We start from the raw sequence: 13168 nt of genomic DNA, 5'->3' as shown, positions 1-13168 counted from the left end.
GCCGCGAGACCGGCGCGCCTTTCCCCTCCCCCGAAAACCGAACCGCCGGAGGCATCCTCGACGATGCCCCCGGCGCCTTTCCTTTCGATTCGCCTTAAATATCCCGGGGGTGAGGGCCGCGAGGCCCGAGGGGGCAGAGCCCCCTCCCTTTCCCCCATATGCGAAGCGGAACCCCCGTCAGCCCGCCTTCGCGCCCACCAGATCCAGCGCGACATCGACGATCATATCCTCCTGCCCGCCGACCATCCTGCGCCGGCCAAGCTCGATCAGGATCTCGCGCGCGTCGATGTCGTAAAGTTTCGAGGCCGTCTCGGCATGGCGCAGGAAGCTCGAATAGACCCCGGCATAGCCGAGCGACATGCTCTCGCGGTCGACCCGCACGGGGCGGTCCTGCAGCGGCCGCACCAGATCGTCGGCGGCATCCATCAGCCCATACAGATCGCAGCCGGTCGCGATCCCCATCCGGTCGAGCACCGCGATCAGCGCTTCGAGCGGCGCATTCCCCGCCCCCGCGCCCATCCCGGCAAGCGAGGCATCGACCCGCACCGCCCCCGCCTCGATCCCCGCGACCGCATTCGCCACCCCGAGCGTCAGGTTGTGATGGGTGTGAACGCCGATCTCGGTCTCGGGGCGCAGCCCCGCCCGCAGCACGGCGACGCGCTCGGCATATTGCGCGGGCAGCAGCGCGCCGGCCGAATCCGTCACATAGACGCATTCGGCGCCATAGCTTTCCATCAGCTTCGCCTGCTCCAGAAGCTGTTCCGGCCCGGCCATATGCGCCATCATCAGAAAGCCCACGGTGTCCATGCCAAGGGCGCGCGCCGCCTCGATATGCTGGCGCGAGACATCGGCCTCGGTGCAATGCGTGGCGACGCGGACCGAGCGCGCTCCGGCGGCATGGGCCTCTTTCAGGTCATGCACGGTGCCGATGCCGGGGATCAGCAGGACGGTGGGCACCGCATGGGTGCAGACCTCGGCCACCGCGGCGATCCATTCGGCATCGTCATGGGCGCCGAAACCATAGGTGAAGGTCGATCCTGCCAGCCCGTCGCCATGGGTGATCTCGATCGCGTCGACATGCGCGGCATCGAGGGCGCGGGCGATCTCGCGCGCCTGATCGAGGCTGTAGCGATGCCGGATCGCGTGCATCCCGTCGCGCAGCGTGACGTCCTGGACATAGATCTTGTCGGGGTTCGGGCGGGTCATTCCGCGGCCTCCTGTGCAAGGGTTCGCGCGGCCCAGTGATCGGCACTGACGAGGGCCGCGGATGTCATGATGTCGAGGTTGCCGGCATAGGCGGGCAGGTAATGCGCCGCCCCCTCGACCTCGAGGAAGATCGTGGTCTTCAGCCCGCTCACCGCGCCGATGCCGGGCACGCGCACCGGGGCATTGTCGCCGATCCGCTCGAACTGGACCCGCTGTTTCAGCCGGTAGCCCGGCACATAGGCCTGCACCCGCGCCGCCATCTCGGCGACCGAGGCCTCGATCGCCTCGGGGGTGGCGCCTTGCGACAGCACGATCACCGTGTCGCGCATCATCAGCGGCGGATCGGCCGGGTTGAGGATGATGATCGCCCGGCCGCGCTCCGCCCCGCCCAGAAGCTCGATCGCCTTCGAGGTGGTTTCGGTGAATTCGTCGATATTGGCGCGGGTGCCGGGGCCGGCGGATTTCGACGAGATCGAGGCGACGATCTCGCCATAGATCGTGCGCGTCGAGACCCGCGCGACCGCATGAACCATCGGGATCGTCGCCTGACCGCCACAGGTGACCATGTTGACGTTCGGCTCGTCGATGTTGGCGTCGCCGTTGATCGCCGGAATGGTGAACGGGCCGATCGCGGCCGGGGTCAGGTCGATCACCTTCTTGCCGTCGGCGCGCAGGATCGCGTCATTGTGCCGGTGCGCGCCCGCCGAGGTGGCGTCGAACACCACCTGGATCTCCTTGTAGACCGGCAGCCGGGTCAGCCCCTCGATGCCCTCGGCGGTGGTGGCGATGCCCATCCGCGCCGCCCGCGCCAGCCCGTCCGAGGCCGGGTCGATCCCCACCATCGCGCCCATTTCCAGATTTTTCGAATTGCGCATGATCTTGATCATCAGATCCGAGCCGATATTGCCCGATCCGATGATGGCGCATTTCACCTTTGACATGCTCTTGCGTCCTTTCCTCAGGCGGCCACCGCAACCAGGCGGCCGAGTTTGTCGTTGTCCTCCAGCAGTTCCGTGCTGGGGCCGTCGTGAACGATCCGTCCGCGGTCGAGCACCATCGCCCGCGCCGTCATCGACAGCGCGAGGCGGGCGTGCTGCTCGACCACGATCACCGAAAGCCCGCTCTCGGCGATCAGCCGCCGGATCACCGCGGCCAGATCGTGCACGATGATCGGGGCCAGCCCCTCCATCGGCTCGTCGAGCAGCAGAAGCCGCGGATTGGTCATCAGCGCGCGGGCGATGGCGACCATCTGCTGCTCGCCCCCCGAAAGCTGGTTGCCCATGTTGGCGCGCCGCTCGGCGAGGCGGGGGAAGATGTCGTAGACGCGCGCAAGGTCGAACGGCCCCCTGCGCGCCACGGTGGTCAGATGTTCCTCCACGCTCAGCGAGGGGAACATCGCGCGCTCCTGCGGCACCCAGCCGATGCCGGCGCGGGCGCGGCGAAACGGCGGCGCGGCGGTGATGTCGGCGCCCGCGAAGCGCAGCCGCCCGCCCTGGCGCCGCGTCAGCCCGATGAGCGAGCGGATCAGCGTCGACTTGCCCACCCCGTTGCGGCCGAGAAGCGCCAGGCTTTCGCCCGGGCGCAGCGCGAAGCCGATATCGTTCAGCACGCGTGCCTCGCCATAGCCCGCGCACAGCCCTTCGACGGACAGAAGATCAGGCATCCTCGCCCTCCCCCAGATAGACCTCGCGCACGCGCGGGTCGGACATCACCCGATCGGGCGCGCCTTCGGTCAGCACGCGCCCGGCGACCAGAACCGTGATCCGGTCCGCGAACCGGCGCACCAGCTCCATGTCGTGTTCGATGAACAGGATCGACACGTCGGAGGGGAGCGCCGCGATGACCGAGAAGATCTCGGTGCTTTCGCCGGCGGGGATGCCGGCGGCCGGTTCGTCGAGCAGCAGGATCCGCGGTTTCGTGGCCAGCGCGAGCGCGATCTCCACCAGCCGTTGCTTGCCATAGGCGAGGGTGCGCACCGCCTCGCCCGCCTGCGCCCCGAGGCCGAGATCGCGGATCAGATCCATCGCCTCGGGGATCTCGGCGCGGTAGGTCTTCAGCGGCCGATACCAGTTCAGCGTCTCGCGCCGGCGTTCGAGGATGGCGAGCAGCACGCTTTCCAGCACCGTCAGCCCCGGAAACAGGGTGTTGATCTGGAAGGTGCGGGCGATGCCGCGCGCGACGCGCGCCTCCTGCGGCAGGTGGGTGATTTCCTCGCCGTTCAGCCAGACCGAGCCCGCGCTTGGCGTCAGAACCCCGGTCAGCATGTTGATGAAGGTGGTCTTGCCCGCGCCGTTCGGCCCGATCAGCGCGTGACGCGCGCCCACCGGCAGGCGGAAGTCGATGTCGCTGTTGGCCGCGAAGCTGCCCCAGCGACGCCCGAGCCCGCGGGTTTCGAGCGCGATGCCCGCTTCGGGAGACAGGATAGAGGTGTCCTTCATCGCGATCCCCTCCCGAACCGGCCGCGCAGCGCGGGCAGGCGGAACAGCGCGCCCACGATGCCGCCGCGCGCGAACAGCACCGCCGCCATCAGCATCGCGCCCATCCAGAACTCCCAGTAAACCGGGTTCAGATCGGCGAGATATTCCCTGGCGATCATGAACAGCGCCGTGCCGATCAGCGCGCCATACAGCCGCCCCGACCCGCCGAGCACCAGCATCACCAGGAAATCCGCCGCCCGCGTGACCGACAGCGCATCGACGCCGACGAATTGCGTGGTCTGCGCCAGCAGCCCGCCCGCGATCCCGGCGATGCCCGCCGAGAAGGTGAAGGCGATGCGCAGCCGCCCGTCGACCGAAGCGCCGAGCGCGGGCATCCGCGCGCTGCCCTCGCGGATCGCGGCGAGCGACAGCCCGTAGGGCGAGGACACCACGAAGCGCAGATAGACGAAGACCGCGAGGCAGACCGCATAGGCATACCACCACGCCGTCCGGCCGTAGAAATCGAAGGCGAACAGCCCGAGGATCGGGTCCATCCCGATCCCCGACAGCCCGTCGACGCCGCCGGTGACGGCGCTCGCCTGATTGGCGATCTCATAGACCACCAGCCCGATGCCGAGGGTTACCATCAGCCGCGTCAGATCCTTGCCGCGCACGACGAGGAAACTCGACACGAAGCCCGCGACGAGCGCCACCGCCCCGGCGGCGAGAAGCCCGCTCAGCGGTTCGCGCCAGCCATGCACCGCCAGCAGCCCCGCGGTATAGGCGCCGATGCCGAAGAACGCCGCATGGCCGAGCGAGACGATCCCCGCATAGCCCAGCACCAGATCGAGGCCGAGCACCGCGACCGCGTAGGTCATGATAGTCACCCCGAGCGCGAGGTGATCGGGGAACAGGAAATAGGCCGCGGCCGGCAACAGCCAGACGAACAGCTCGAACGCGCGGGGGCGGGGGCTCGCCAGCCGGGCGATGGCGGCGGGCTCCGGCGCCGCGGCGCGGGGGGTCACGACAGTCGCGTCGGTCATGCGCGCCTCCTGACGAGGATGGAAAGGGGCAGACGGGACAGGCTCGGCCGGCCGAGGCCCAGCCCCTTCGGGAAGGCCAGCAACAGCACGATCATCAGCACGTAGATGATGAAGGCGCCGGCCTGCGGCAGGTAATATTTCCCCGCCACGTCGCACACCCCGAGAAGCATCGACGCGACGAGCGGCCCCGACAGCGTGCCGGCCCCGCCGACCACCACCACGAGCAGGAAATAGACCATGTATTTCAGCGCGAAACCCGGATCGAGGCCAAGCACCTCGACCCCGAGCGCGCCGCCAAGCCCCGCCATCCCGGTGCCGAGGCCGAAGCACAGGCTGAACACCAGCCCGACGTTCAGCCCGAGGCCCTCGGCCGCGTCGCGGTTGTCGACGGCGGCGCGCACCTGGGCGCCGAAGCGGGTGCGCGTCATCAGCAGCCCGAGGCCCGCGCTCAGCACCACCACGGCGCCGATCAGGAACAGCCGGTAGCGGCCGAGGTCGACCCCCATCACCTGAACCTGCCCCTGAAGCGCGGCGGGCAGGCTCACGCTCTGCTGCGCCGAGCCGAACAGATAGGTCGCCGCCGCGATCGAGGAGAACACGAACCCCACCGTGAACAGCACCTGATCGAGATGCGAGGCGCGGTAGAGATGGCGAAACAGCACCCGCTCGGCGATCAGCCCGGCAAGGCCCGCCACCGCGAAGGCCAAGGGCAGCGTCGCGAGGAACGGCATCCCGAACCGGTGCGAGAACCACACGCTCGCATAGCCGCCGATCATCGCGAAGGCACCATGCGCGAGGTTGATGAAATTCATCAGCCCCATGGTGATCGACAGCCCGATGCTGACGAGGAACAACAAGCTGCCATAGGCGAGCCCGTCGAAGAGAAGGCCGGGAAGAGCGTTCATCCGGCCCTCCTAATGCGCGGCCGCGGTATCGCGGCTTTCGGGGAATTCGTGGATCTCGACGTTCATCAGCCGCTCGCCCACGCGCTCGACCTTGCGGACATAGACGGTCTGAACGATGTCGCGGGTCGCGGCGTCGATCCGGATCGGGCCGCGCGGGCTTTCGAAGCTCGCGCCCGCGAGCGCGCCCGCCAGCGCCGGGCCGGAGGCATCGCCCCCCGTCTTCTCGAGCCCGAGATACAGCGCCGCCATCCCGTCATAAGCCGAGACCGACAGGAAATTCGGCCATTTGTCCTGCGGGTAGTCGGCGAGGTAGCTGGCGACGAATTCGGTGTTCATCGCCGAGGGATGTGCCATCGAGTAATGCCCCGTCGTCACCACCCCGAGGCCCGCGTCCCCGGTCTGCATGATCGTCAGCTCGTCGGTCAGATCGCCGGTGCCGAGCATGGTGATCCCCTGCGCGGCGAGGCCGCGCTGGTCGAATTCCTTGATGAAGCCGATCGCGGCCTCGCCGGGGGGCAGCCAGGCGAAGACGGCATCGGGCTTCGCGTCCTTGATGCGCTGCACGAAGGGGGCGAAATCGGGGTTCTGCGCCGGCACCCGGAGCGAGCCCGAGACCTTGCCGCCCCCGGCCTCGACGCCGCGGATGAAGGCCGCCTCGGCATCGTGGCCGGCGGTGACATCGGCGACGACGGTATAGATCGAGCGGAAGCCCTGCCCGGCGGCATAGCGCCCGGCGGGTTCGGTGATCTGCGGCAGGGTCTGGCCGACGCGGATCATGTAGGGGCTGGCCGCGGTGATCCCCGAGGACGAGGCGTTCATCACGATCATCGCCTTGCGCGCCTCTTTCGCCATCGGTGCCGCCGCCATCGCCGAGGCGGTGAAGGTGAAGCCCGCCAGCACATCCACCTTGTCGCGCACGATCAGGTCCTGCACCGCGCGCCGCGCCCGGTCGGGGGCGATGCCGCCGTCGTCCTTGACGACCAGTTCGATGGTCTTGCCGGCCACGCTGGTGCCGTGCTGCTTCAGAAACAGCGCGATGCCGTTCTGCATCTGCCGGCCGTATTGGCTGAACGGGCCCGACAGCGGCAGCAGCACGCCGACCTTGACGGTATCGGCAGCGGCGGCTGCGGGGCCGGCACTCGGCATCGCGGCGAGGGTAGCGATGGCGGTGCAACCCGCCAGGAACGAACGTCGGATCATGTGAACCTCCCCTTCATGATCTGGTGACGGACGGGCGCGGCGTCCTCCCCACCGCGCCAGTCCTGAATTTTCGGGGCCCGGATCGTGCGGGCCCGCAGCCTCAGGCGGGGCCGAAGCTCGCCCGGACCGAGCCGAGCCCGGCGATCTCGGCCTCGACCCTGTCGCCGGGCCGAATGGGCGCCATCGGGCCGAGCGCGCCGGTCAGGATCAGATCCCCCGCACCGAGCGGCGTGCCGAGGGCCGCCATCTTGCGCGCAAGCCACAGCGCCGCGTTCAGCGGATGGCCGAGGCAGGCCGCGCCCGTGCCCGTCGACACCTCGGTGCCGTTGCAGCGCATCGTCATCGGCAGCAGTTTCAGATCGAGCCCGGTCAGCGGCACCGGCACCCCACCCAGCACCACCATGCTCGACGAGGCATTGTCGGCCACCGTATCGTTGAACCGGATGTCCCAGTTCGCGATGCGCGAGCCCACCACCTCGATCGCCGGCAGGGCGAAATCGACGGCGCGGATCAGCTCGATCAGCGTGGTATCGGGGCGGGGCAGGGCGGTCTTCAGCACCAGCGCCACCTCGGCCTCGGCCTTGGGCTGCATCAGCCGGGCGAAGGGAATTTCCTCGTCGTCGCCATAGAGGGTATCGGCGAAGATCGCGCCGAAATCCGGCTGATCGACGCCGAGCTGCGCCTGCACCGCCTTCGCGGTCAGCCCGATCTTGCGCCCGATCACCCGCCGGCCCAGGGCGATCTGATGGTCGATGTTCGCCTGCTGCACGGCATAGGCGGTGGCGCCGCCGTCATCGGGCATCCGCGGGCGCAGCGGCGCGACGGCGATGCCGCTTTCCTCGGCGGTGCGCAGTTCGGCGGCAAGGGTGGCGACAAGGGTGGCGTCGGTCATCTGGGGTCTCCGGTCGGGCAAGAGGTCAGGGGTCATTCCGCGGCCACGAGGCCGGCGGCGGCGGTGGCGGGCGTGGCAAGCGGCACGCTGCCCGCCTCGGCCCGCGGCCAGCCAAGCGCCCGGGCGAGGGCTTGCGAGGTTTCGCTCACCGCAAGCGGCGTCGAGGTCGCGCCGACCACCCGGTCGGGGCGCAGGAACACCACCGAGTCGGGCTGCGCGCCGAACCAGTCCTTCAGCCGGCCCTGCACATCGCCGAGCTGCACCACCCCCTCCATCGGGTCGGTGCGGAAGCCGAGTTCCGGGTCCGGCGCGGCGCCGAGCTGCACCTCGGGCTTGACGCAGACGAACACCGCGCCAAGCGCGCGCCACATCGCCAGCTGCGCGGGCTTCATGTATTGCACCGGGTTCGCCCCCCAGGCGAGGATCGCGAAATTCGGCCCGATGACATCGTCGAGCCGCTTCACCTCGCCCGCGATGGTGCAGACCTTCGGCTGGATGAACAGCTTGCCGACGGGGCTGGTCTCGGGGTGGCCGGGGGCGGGCACGATGGCGCCGGCGCGGAACCGCGGCATCGGCTTGAACCGCATCTCGAGCAGGTAGCGCTTGACCGACGGCACCAGGTTCAGCACCCGCGTCAGCCCGTCGCGCAGCGTGTTCAGCACCGGCCAGGGCGGGTTGAACACCTTGCCCACCAGCACCGACAGGTCGATCATCGCCTTGGCGTGGTCGCGCCGCTCGGCCTGATAGGTATCGAGAAGCGCCTCGCCGAGCGCGCCCTTCACCACCATCGCGAGCTTCCATCCGAGGTTCGCCGCGTCGCGGATGCCGCTGTTGTAGCCCTGGCCCTGCCACACCGGCATGATATGGGCCGCGTCGCCCGCCAGCAGCACCCGCCCGACGCGGAACCGGCTCGCGAGGCGGGCGTTGTGGTTGTAGATGCGCTGGCGGATGATCTTCGCCTCTTCCGGCCGGTCGAGCACCCGGCCCAGCATCTCGCGCATCACCTCGGGGCGGCTGAAATGGCTTTCGTCCTCGCCCTTCAGCACCATGAATTCGAACCGGCGCACCCCGTGCGGCAGCGCGGCCGAGACATAGGCGCGCCGGTTGTCCGAGCCGAGATAGATGTTCGGCGTGCCGATCGGGTCATTCTCGACGTCGATCACGATCCACTGGTTCGGCGCGGTCTCGCCGTCGAAGCTCAGCCCGAGGGCGCCGCGCACCGGGCTGCTGCCGCCATCGGCGCCGACCATGTAATCGGCTTCGACGACATAGCGCCCCTCGGGGCCCTCAAGGGTGGCGCGCACCGCCGAGGCATCCTGTTCCAGCGCGACGAAGCGGGTGGAGAACCGCGCCTCCACCTGCGGGAAGCGCGACAGCCCCTCGAACAGGATGCGGTCGGCCTGCGGCTGGATGAAGGCATTGCGCCGCGGCCAGCCGAATTCATCGGTGCGCGGCTCGATCGAGGCCCAGCACCGCCCCGAGGCGGTCAGGAACCGCATCCAGTGCATCGGCGTGGTATGCGGCACGATCCGGTCGGCAAGGCCGATGCCCTGCATGGTGCGCAGCGCCTCGTCGTCGATGCCGATGGCGCGGGGGTAGTCGATCAGTTTCGGCAGCGCCTCGATCAGCAGGGTGCGCACGCCCTGGCCGCCAAGCGTATTGGCAAGCGTCAGCCCCACGGGGCCGGCGCCGACGATCAGCACCTGGGTGCGATGGACCGGCAGGGCGGCAGTCTGAGAAGCGTTCGGGGGCGTGGAATGGGGCAGGTTCGCGGACGACATGGCTGGAATCCTGAATTTTCTGAAAATCTGGACAAGCCGGGCGTGAGGCACGACAGGACCGTCGTTCGCCGCGCACTGTGGGGCGAACCGGGCCGCCGGATGCCGGCGTCAGGCAGGGATGGAACGGGAAGGGGCGGCGGCGCTCAGGCGGAGCCGCCGGGGCGCCGGGGCGCGGGACATGCCGCTGCGATATGACCGTTCGTCATGGGGGTCTCCTCCTCGATGGTGGGGCGCGAAGCGGCCTCCGTCCCGCCGCGTCACGCTGCAACCAGCTAGCAACGGTCTTGCCAAACAGACAATCGGCATGTCAGCTTTGTGCACATAGTGCACGAAATGACAGAGGACGGGCCCATGTCGGACGAGGGAGAGTCGCCTTACAAGACGGTGCAGGGCCTCAGCCGCGGGCTGGCGGTGCTGCGCGCGCTGAACCAGGCGGAAGGCGGATGGGCGAGTGTGCGAGAGCTGAGCCTCGCCACCGGCATTCACCGCACCACGGTGCGCAGGCTGTTGGAAACATTGCAAAACGAGGGGGTCTTGCGGCGTTCGACCTCGGATGACAGTTACCGGCTGACCCATGAGGTGAAGGCGCTGAGCGAGGGGTTCCTCGAAGAGGAATGGATCTCGCAATATGCCGCGCCGGTGCTGGGCGAGCTGATGCACAAGGTGGTCTGGCCGTCGGATTTCGCCACGCTCGACGGTATCGCGATGCGGGTGCGCGAGACGACGCATCGTTACAGCCCGCTGTCGTTTCACAAGGTCACGGTGCGCCGGCGGCTGGTGCTGAGCCAGACCGCGATGGGACGGGCCTATCTGGCCTTCTGCCCCGAGGCGGAGCGGGCGGAGCTTCTCGACCGGCTGCAGGCCGGGGGCGAGCCGATGGTGCAGGGCGAGGGCCGCGCGGCGTTCGAGACGCTGCTCGATCAGACCCGCGAGGCGGGCCATGCCTTCAACAACGGCGAATGGGCGAACGAGCGCAAGATCCTCGCGCTGGCGGTGCCGGTGTTCCATGCCGGCCGGGTCGCGGGCTGCATCAATGTGGTGACGCTGCGCTCGGCCCTGACGCTGAGCGAGGCACGCCGCAAGTATCTGGCGCCGCTCCATGCCGCGGCGCGCAAGATCGAGGGCTATCTGGATCAGGCCTGAAGGCGCCGTGGGAACGAGGGGGGAAAATGGCGAAGGGGGCGGTCTCCCGCCCCCCGGTTCCGGTTTCGTCGGCGCGATCAGCCGGCCGCGACCAGCTTCGGGCGCGGATGCTGCGGCAGATACAGCCCGGCGCACCCCGTGGTGTCGCGCCCGCGCGAGCCGGGGCGGGTGTCGATCGGATCGCCATACCAGGTCATGCCTTCGGGGAAGGCCTCGGGCTGCCATTCGATCGCTTCCCAATCCGGGTCGAAGATCAGATAGCCGCCGGCGTAGATCTCGACCCGGTGGTCCGAGCCGGGATCGTGGATGTAAAGATACATCGCCTGCCCGATGCCATGCTTGCCCGGCCCGACGCCATAGGAGACATCGAGGTCGCGCAGCGTGTCGGCCGCGCTCAGCACGTCCGAGAAATCCTGCAGGTTGAACGCGACATGGTGCAACTGCGCGGTCTTGCCGGCGGCATTCGCCACCATCGCAAGGTCGTGCACCTGCGGCGTCACCGACATCCACGAGGCCAGCACGGTATCGCGCCGGTCGGCCAGATGGGCGAATTCGCGGCGCTTGAACCCCAGCGTGTCGCGCACCCACCGCTCGGCCTGATTGATCGTGTCGGGCGAGGTCTGGACGTTGAAATGGTCGATCCGCCGCACCCCGAGCCCGCGCCGCTTCGAGCTGTTCGACGGCAGACGCGAGCGCATCGCCTCGGGCGCGAGGGGCTTTTCCATGTCGTAATACAGTTCGAACGGATGCTGGCTGCCGGGCACGAGGAAACGCACCGCGGTGCCGCGGCCGCGCTCGGTGCCGGCGGGGACTTCGAGGGTCTCGATGCCCTGACGGGCGAGTTCCTCTGCGAACAGCTCCACGTCCTGCGGGCGCTTCACCCGGAAGCTGAAGGCGTTGACGATGTTCTCGTCCTGCTCGGTCAGCACCAGCGAGTGGTGGCCAAGCTCCTGATAACACCGCAGATACGAGACATTGCCGTCGCGCTCGACCTCTTCCATCCCGAGGGTGTCGCGGAAGAAGAACAGCGACTTTTCGAGGTCGCGGGTGCCGAGGTTGACGGTGCCGCACTGGGCGATCTGCGGGCCGGGGTCGAAACGGTCGGAAAAGCGGGTCATGGGGTCCTCCTCATCTGGCGGCGGCCGGGCATGGGGGCGCGGCCGGCCGGCCGCGGCAGGGCGGCGGCCGCCGTCCCTGAACGGCGCGTCGGGTCTTTGTTCGGGGTGCGGCGAGCGAACCGGACGGTTCCGGCCTCCCTGATCGCCACGACCCTGTGCTAGCAAGCCGGCCGGTTCGCGGGCAACTGCGGCGTGGCATCGGTGCACCTGGTGCACAGCGCCTTGCCGGGCGGGCGGCGCGACAGCGTGCATTTGCTGGCCCGGCCGGGCCTCTGCGGTCGAACGGTGCACCTGGTGCACGCTCCGGACGGCGGGTTTGCCACCGCTCGCGCGGCGGCGCTAGCTGGAACCCGAGCGGCAGGAGGAGAGCCGCACCCCACCGCCATCGCGCGCCGGTATCCGCAGGGCCGGATACAACCGCCCGCGCGCTGGCCCATCGAGGAGACCCGGATGAACCAGACCGCCCCCCATCGTGATTTCACCGAAGCGACCACCAGCCAGTTCTTCACCCTGCGCGAGGGCGAGACCGAGCTGCGGCTGCATTACAACGACTGCAACCCCGGCGAGGCCGCCGAGGCGGTGGTGATGCTGCACGGCTCGGGCCCCGGGGCGACGGGCTGGGCGAATTTCAACCGCAACATCGCGCCGCTGACCGCGGCCGGCTATCGGGTGATCTTGCTCGACTGTCCGGGCTGGGGGCAGAGCGACAGCATCGTCAACGCCGGCTCCCGCTCCGAGCTGAACGCGCGGATGCTGAAGGGGCTGGTCGATCGCCTCGGCCTCGATCGGGTGCATGTGATCGGCAATTCGATGGGCGGGCACAGCGCGGTGGCCTTTGCGCTCGCCTGGCCCGAGCGGGTCGGCAAGCTGATCCTGATGGGCGGCGGCACCGGGGGCGTCAGCTCTTTCGTGCCGATGCCGACCGAGGGGATCAAGCTGATCGGCGCGCTTTACCGCGATCCGACGATCGAGAACCTGCGCCGGATGATGAACGTCTTCGTCTACGATCCCGGCGATCTGACCGAAGAGCTGTTCGAGGCCCGTCTCGCCAATCTTCTGGCGCGGCGCGACCATCTGGAGAATTTCGTCAAGAGCTCGGCCGCCAATCCGAAGCAGTTCCCCGATGTCGGTCACCGTCTGGCCGAAATCGCGGCCGAGACGCTGATCGTATGGGGCCGCAACGACCGTTTCGTTCCGATGGAGGTCGGGTTGCGGCTGGTGGCGGGGATCCCGAACTCGCAGCTGCACGTGTTCAACAACTGCGGCCACTGGGTGCAGTGGGAGCACCACGAGACCTTCAACCGCCTGGTGCTGGATTTCCTGACGCACTGAGCGGTGGAAGAAGCCCGCCCGCGCAGCCCTTCCCGAAAGGGGCGCGGACGGGTTTTTCCGTCTGCGGCGCGCCCCCGGAAAAACTTATCGCTGCGATAGCTCTGGCCTATTTGCGCGCCCTGTCCGGATCG

General features: G+C 68.9%; 12 protein-coding genes. 2 read left to right on the top strand and 10 right to left on the bottom strand.

Translation table 11 applies throughout. The features are described from left to right. Nucleotides 1-177: 177 nt before the first annotated feature. The 9 genes from dmpG to CG50_RS10695 form a co-directional block, all read right to left on the bottom strand. Nucleotides 178-1206 carry a 4-hydroxy-2-oxovalerate aldolase gene (gene dmpG, locus CG50_RS10735; protein WP_036638077.1) on the bottom strand — a complete coding sequence of 343 codons (1029 nt, stop codon included), beginning with the start codon at nucleotides 1204-1206 and terminating at the stop codon, nucleotides 178-180. Further along, complete coding sequence (locus CG50_RS10730) at nucleotides 1203-2147, bottom strand: acetaldehyde dehydrogenase (acetylating) (protein ID WP_036638075.1); 945 nt, start codon at nucleotides 2145-2147, stop codon at nucleotides 1203-1205. The genes dmpG and CG50_RS10730 overlap by 4 nt, the downstream gene beginning before the upstream one ends. 17 nt (nucleotides 2148-2164) lie before the next feature. Further along, nucleotides 2165-2869 (bottom strand): ABC transporter ATP-binding protein, encoded by a 705-nt coding sequence (locus CG50_RS10725; RefSeq protein WP_036638073.1) that lies wholly within the window; start codon nucleotides 2867-2869, stop codon nucleotides 2165-2167. Beyond that, a complete protein-coding gene (locus CG50_RS10720; RefSeq protein WP_036638071.1) occupies nucleotides 2862-3644 on the bottom strand; it encodes an ABC transporter ATP-binding protein in 783 nt (260 codons plus the stop codon). Before CG50_RS10720 ends, CG50_RS10725 begins: the two co-directional genes overlap by 8 nt. Beyond that, nucleotides 3641-4666, bottom strand: coding sequence for a branched-chain amino acid ABC transporter permease (locus CG50_RS10715; RefSeq protein ID WP_051909899.1), 1026 nt, complete (start codon nucleotides 4664-4666; stop codon nucleotides 3641-3643). Before CG50_RS10715 ends, CG50_RS10720 begins: the two co-directional genes overlap by 4 nt. Further along, on the bottom strand, nucleotides 4663-5571 hold the full coding sequence (locus CG50_RS10710; RefSeq protein WP_051909897.1) for a branched-chain amino acid ABC transporter permease: 909 nt from the start codon (nucleotides 5569-5571) through the stop codon (nucleotides 4663-4665). Before CG50_RS10710 ends, CG50_RS10715 begins: the two co-directional genes overlap by 4 nt. A 9-nt stretch (nucleotides 5572-5580) precedes the next feature. Then, nucleotides 5581-6771, bottom strand: coding sequence for an ABC transporter substrate-binding protein (locus CG50_RS10705; RefSeq protein WP_036638070.1), 1191 nt, complete (start codon nucleotides 6769-6771; stop codon nucleotides 5581-5583). 100 nt (nucleotides 6772-6871) lie between these two features. Beyond that, nucleotides 6872-7663 (bottom strand): 2-keto-4-pentenoate hydratase, encoded by a 792-nt coding sequence (mhpD, locus tag CG50_RS10700; protein ID WP_036638067.1) that lies wholly within the window; start codon nucleotides 7661-7663, stop codon nucleotides 6872-6874. Nucleotides 7664-7695: 32 nt separating this feature from the next. Then, nucleotides 7696-9444 (bottom strand): bifunctional 3-(3-hydroxy-phenyl)propionate/3-hydroxycinnamic acid hydroxylase, encoded by a 1749-nt coding sequence (locus tag CG50_RS10695; RefSeq protein WP_081880386.1) that lies wholly within the window; start codon nucleotides 9442-9444, stop codon nucleotides 7696-7698. Between the two features lie 351 nt (nucleotides 9445-9795). Here CG50_RS10695 and CG50_RS10690 point away from each other — a divergent pair, with 351 nt between their 5' ends. Further along, complete coding sequence (locus CG50_RS10690; RefSeq protein WP_036638065.1) at nucleotides 9796-10587, top strand: DNA-binding transcriptional regulator; 792 nt, start codon at nucleotides 9796-9798, stop codon at nucleotides 10585-10587. 77 nt (nucleotides 10588-10664) lie between these two features. On the opposite strand, the gene CG50_RS10685 is transcribed toward CG50_RS10690, so the two are convergent. Then, the gene (locus CG50_RS10685; protein ID WP_036638063.1) at nucleotides 10665-11705 is read right to left on the bottom strand and encodes a VOC family protein; all 1041 of its coding nucleotides are present in this window, start codon (nucleotides 11703-11705) and stop codon (nucleotides 10665-10667) included. A gap of 450 nt (nucleotides 11706-12155) precedes the next feature. Here CG50_RS10685 and CG50_RS10675 point away from each other — a divergent pair, with 450 nt between their 5' ends. Continuing rightward, on the top strand, nucleotides 12156-13037 hold the full coding sequence (locus CG50_RS10675) for an alpha/beta fold hydrolase (RefSeq protein ID WP_036638058.1): 882 nt from the start codon (nucleotides 12156-12158) through the stop codon (nucleotides 13035-13037). The last annotated feature ends 131 nt before the right edge of the window (nucleotides 13038-13168 follow it).

Source organism: Paenirhodobacter enshiensis (genome assembly GCF_000740785.1).
Taxonomy (GTDB): domain Bacteria; phylum Pseudomonadota; class Alphaproteobacteria; order Rhodobacterales; family Rhodobacteraceae; genus Rhodobacter; species Rhodobacter enshiensis.
Note: the sequence above shows the minus strand (reverse complement) of the source record. Positions and strands in the feature narration are given on the sequence as shown.

What these genes read in the sequence shown, in the direction of transcription:
- CG50_RS10705 (WP_036638070.1), bottom strand. Translation starts at nt 6,771, where the DNA reads ATGATCCGACGTTCGTTCCTGGCGGGTTGCACCGCCATCGCTACCCTC.
- dmpG (WP_036638077.1), bottom strand. Translation starts at nt 1,206, where the DNA reads ATGACCCGCCCGAACCCCGACAAGATCTATGTCCAGGACGTCACGCTG.
- CG50_RS10715 (WP_051909899.1), bottom strand. Translation starts at nt 4,666, where the DNA reads ATGACCGACGCGACTGTCGTGACCCCCCGCGCCGCGGCGCCGGAGCCC.
- mhpD (WP_036638067.1), bottom strand. Translation starts at nt 7,663, where the DNA reads ATGACCGACGCCACCCTTGTCGCCACCCTTGCCGCCGAACTGCGCACC.
- CG50_RS10695 (WP_081880386.1), bottom strand. Translation starts at nt 9,444, where the DNA reads ATGTCGTCCGCGAACCTGCCCCATTCCACGCCCCCGAACGCTTCTCAG.
- CG50_RS10730 (WP_036638075.1), bottom strand. Translation starts at nt 2,147, where the DNA reads ATGTCAAAGGTGAAATGCGCCATCATCGGATCGGGCAATATCGGCTCG.
- CG50_RS10690 (WP_036638065.1), top strand. Translation starts at nt 9,796, where the DNA reads ATGTCGGACGAGGGAGAGTCGCCTTACAAGACGGTGCAGGGCCTCAGC.
- CG50_RS10725 (WP_036638073.1), bottom strand. Translation starts at nt 2,869, where the DNA reads ATGCCTGATCTTCTGTCCGTCGAAGGGCTGTGCGCGGGCTATGGCGAG.
- CG50_RS10710 (WP_051909897.1), bottom strand. Translation starts at nt 5,571, where the DNA reads ATGAACGCTCTTCCCGGCCTTCTCTTCGACGGGCTCGCCTATGGCAGC.
- CG50_RS10720 (WP_036638071.1), bottom strand. Translation starts at nt 3,644, where the DNA reads ATGAAGGACACCTCTATCCTGTCTCCCGAAGCGGGCATCGCGCTCGAA.
- CG50_RS10685 (WP_036638063.1), bottom strand. Translation starts at nt 11,705, where the DNA reads ATGACCCGCTTTTCCGACCGTTTCGACCCCGGCCCGCAGATCGCCCAG.
- CG50_RS10675 (WP_036638058.1), top strand. Translation starts at nt 12,156, where the DNA reads ATGAACCAGACCGCCCCCCATCGTGATTTCACCGAAGCGACCACCAGC.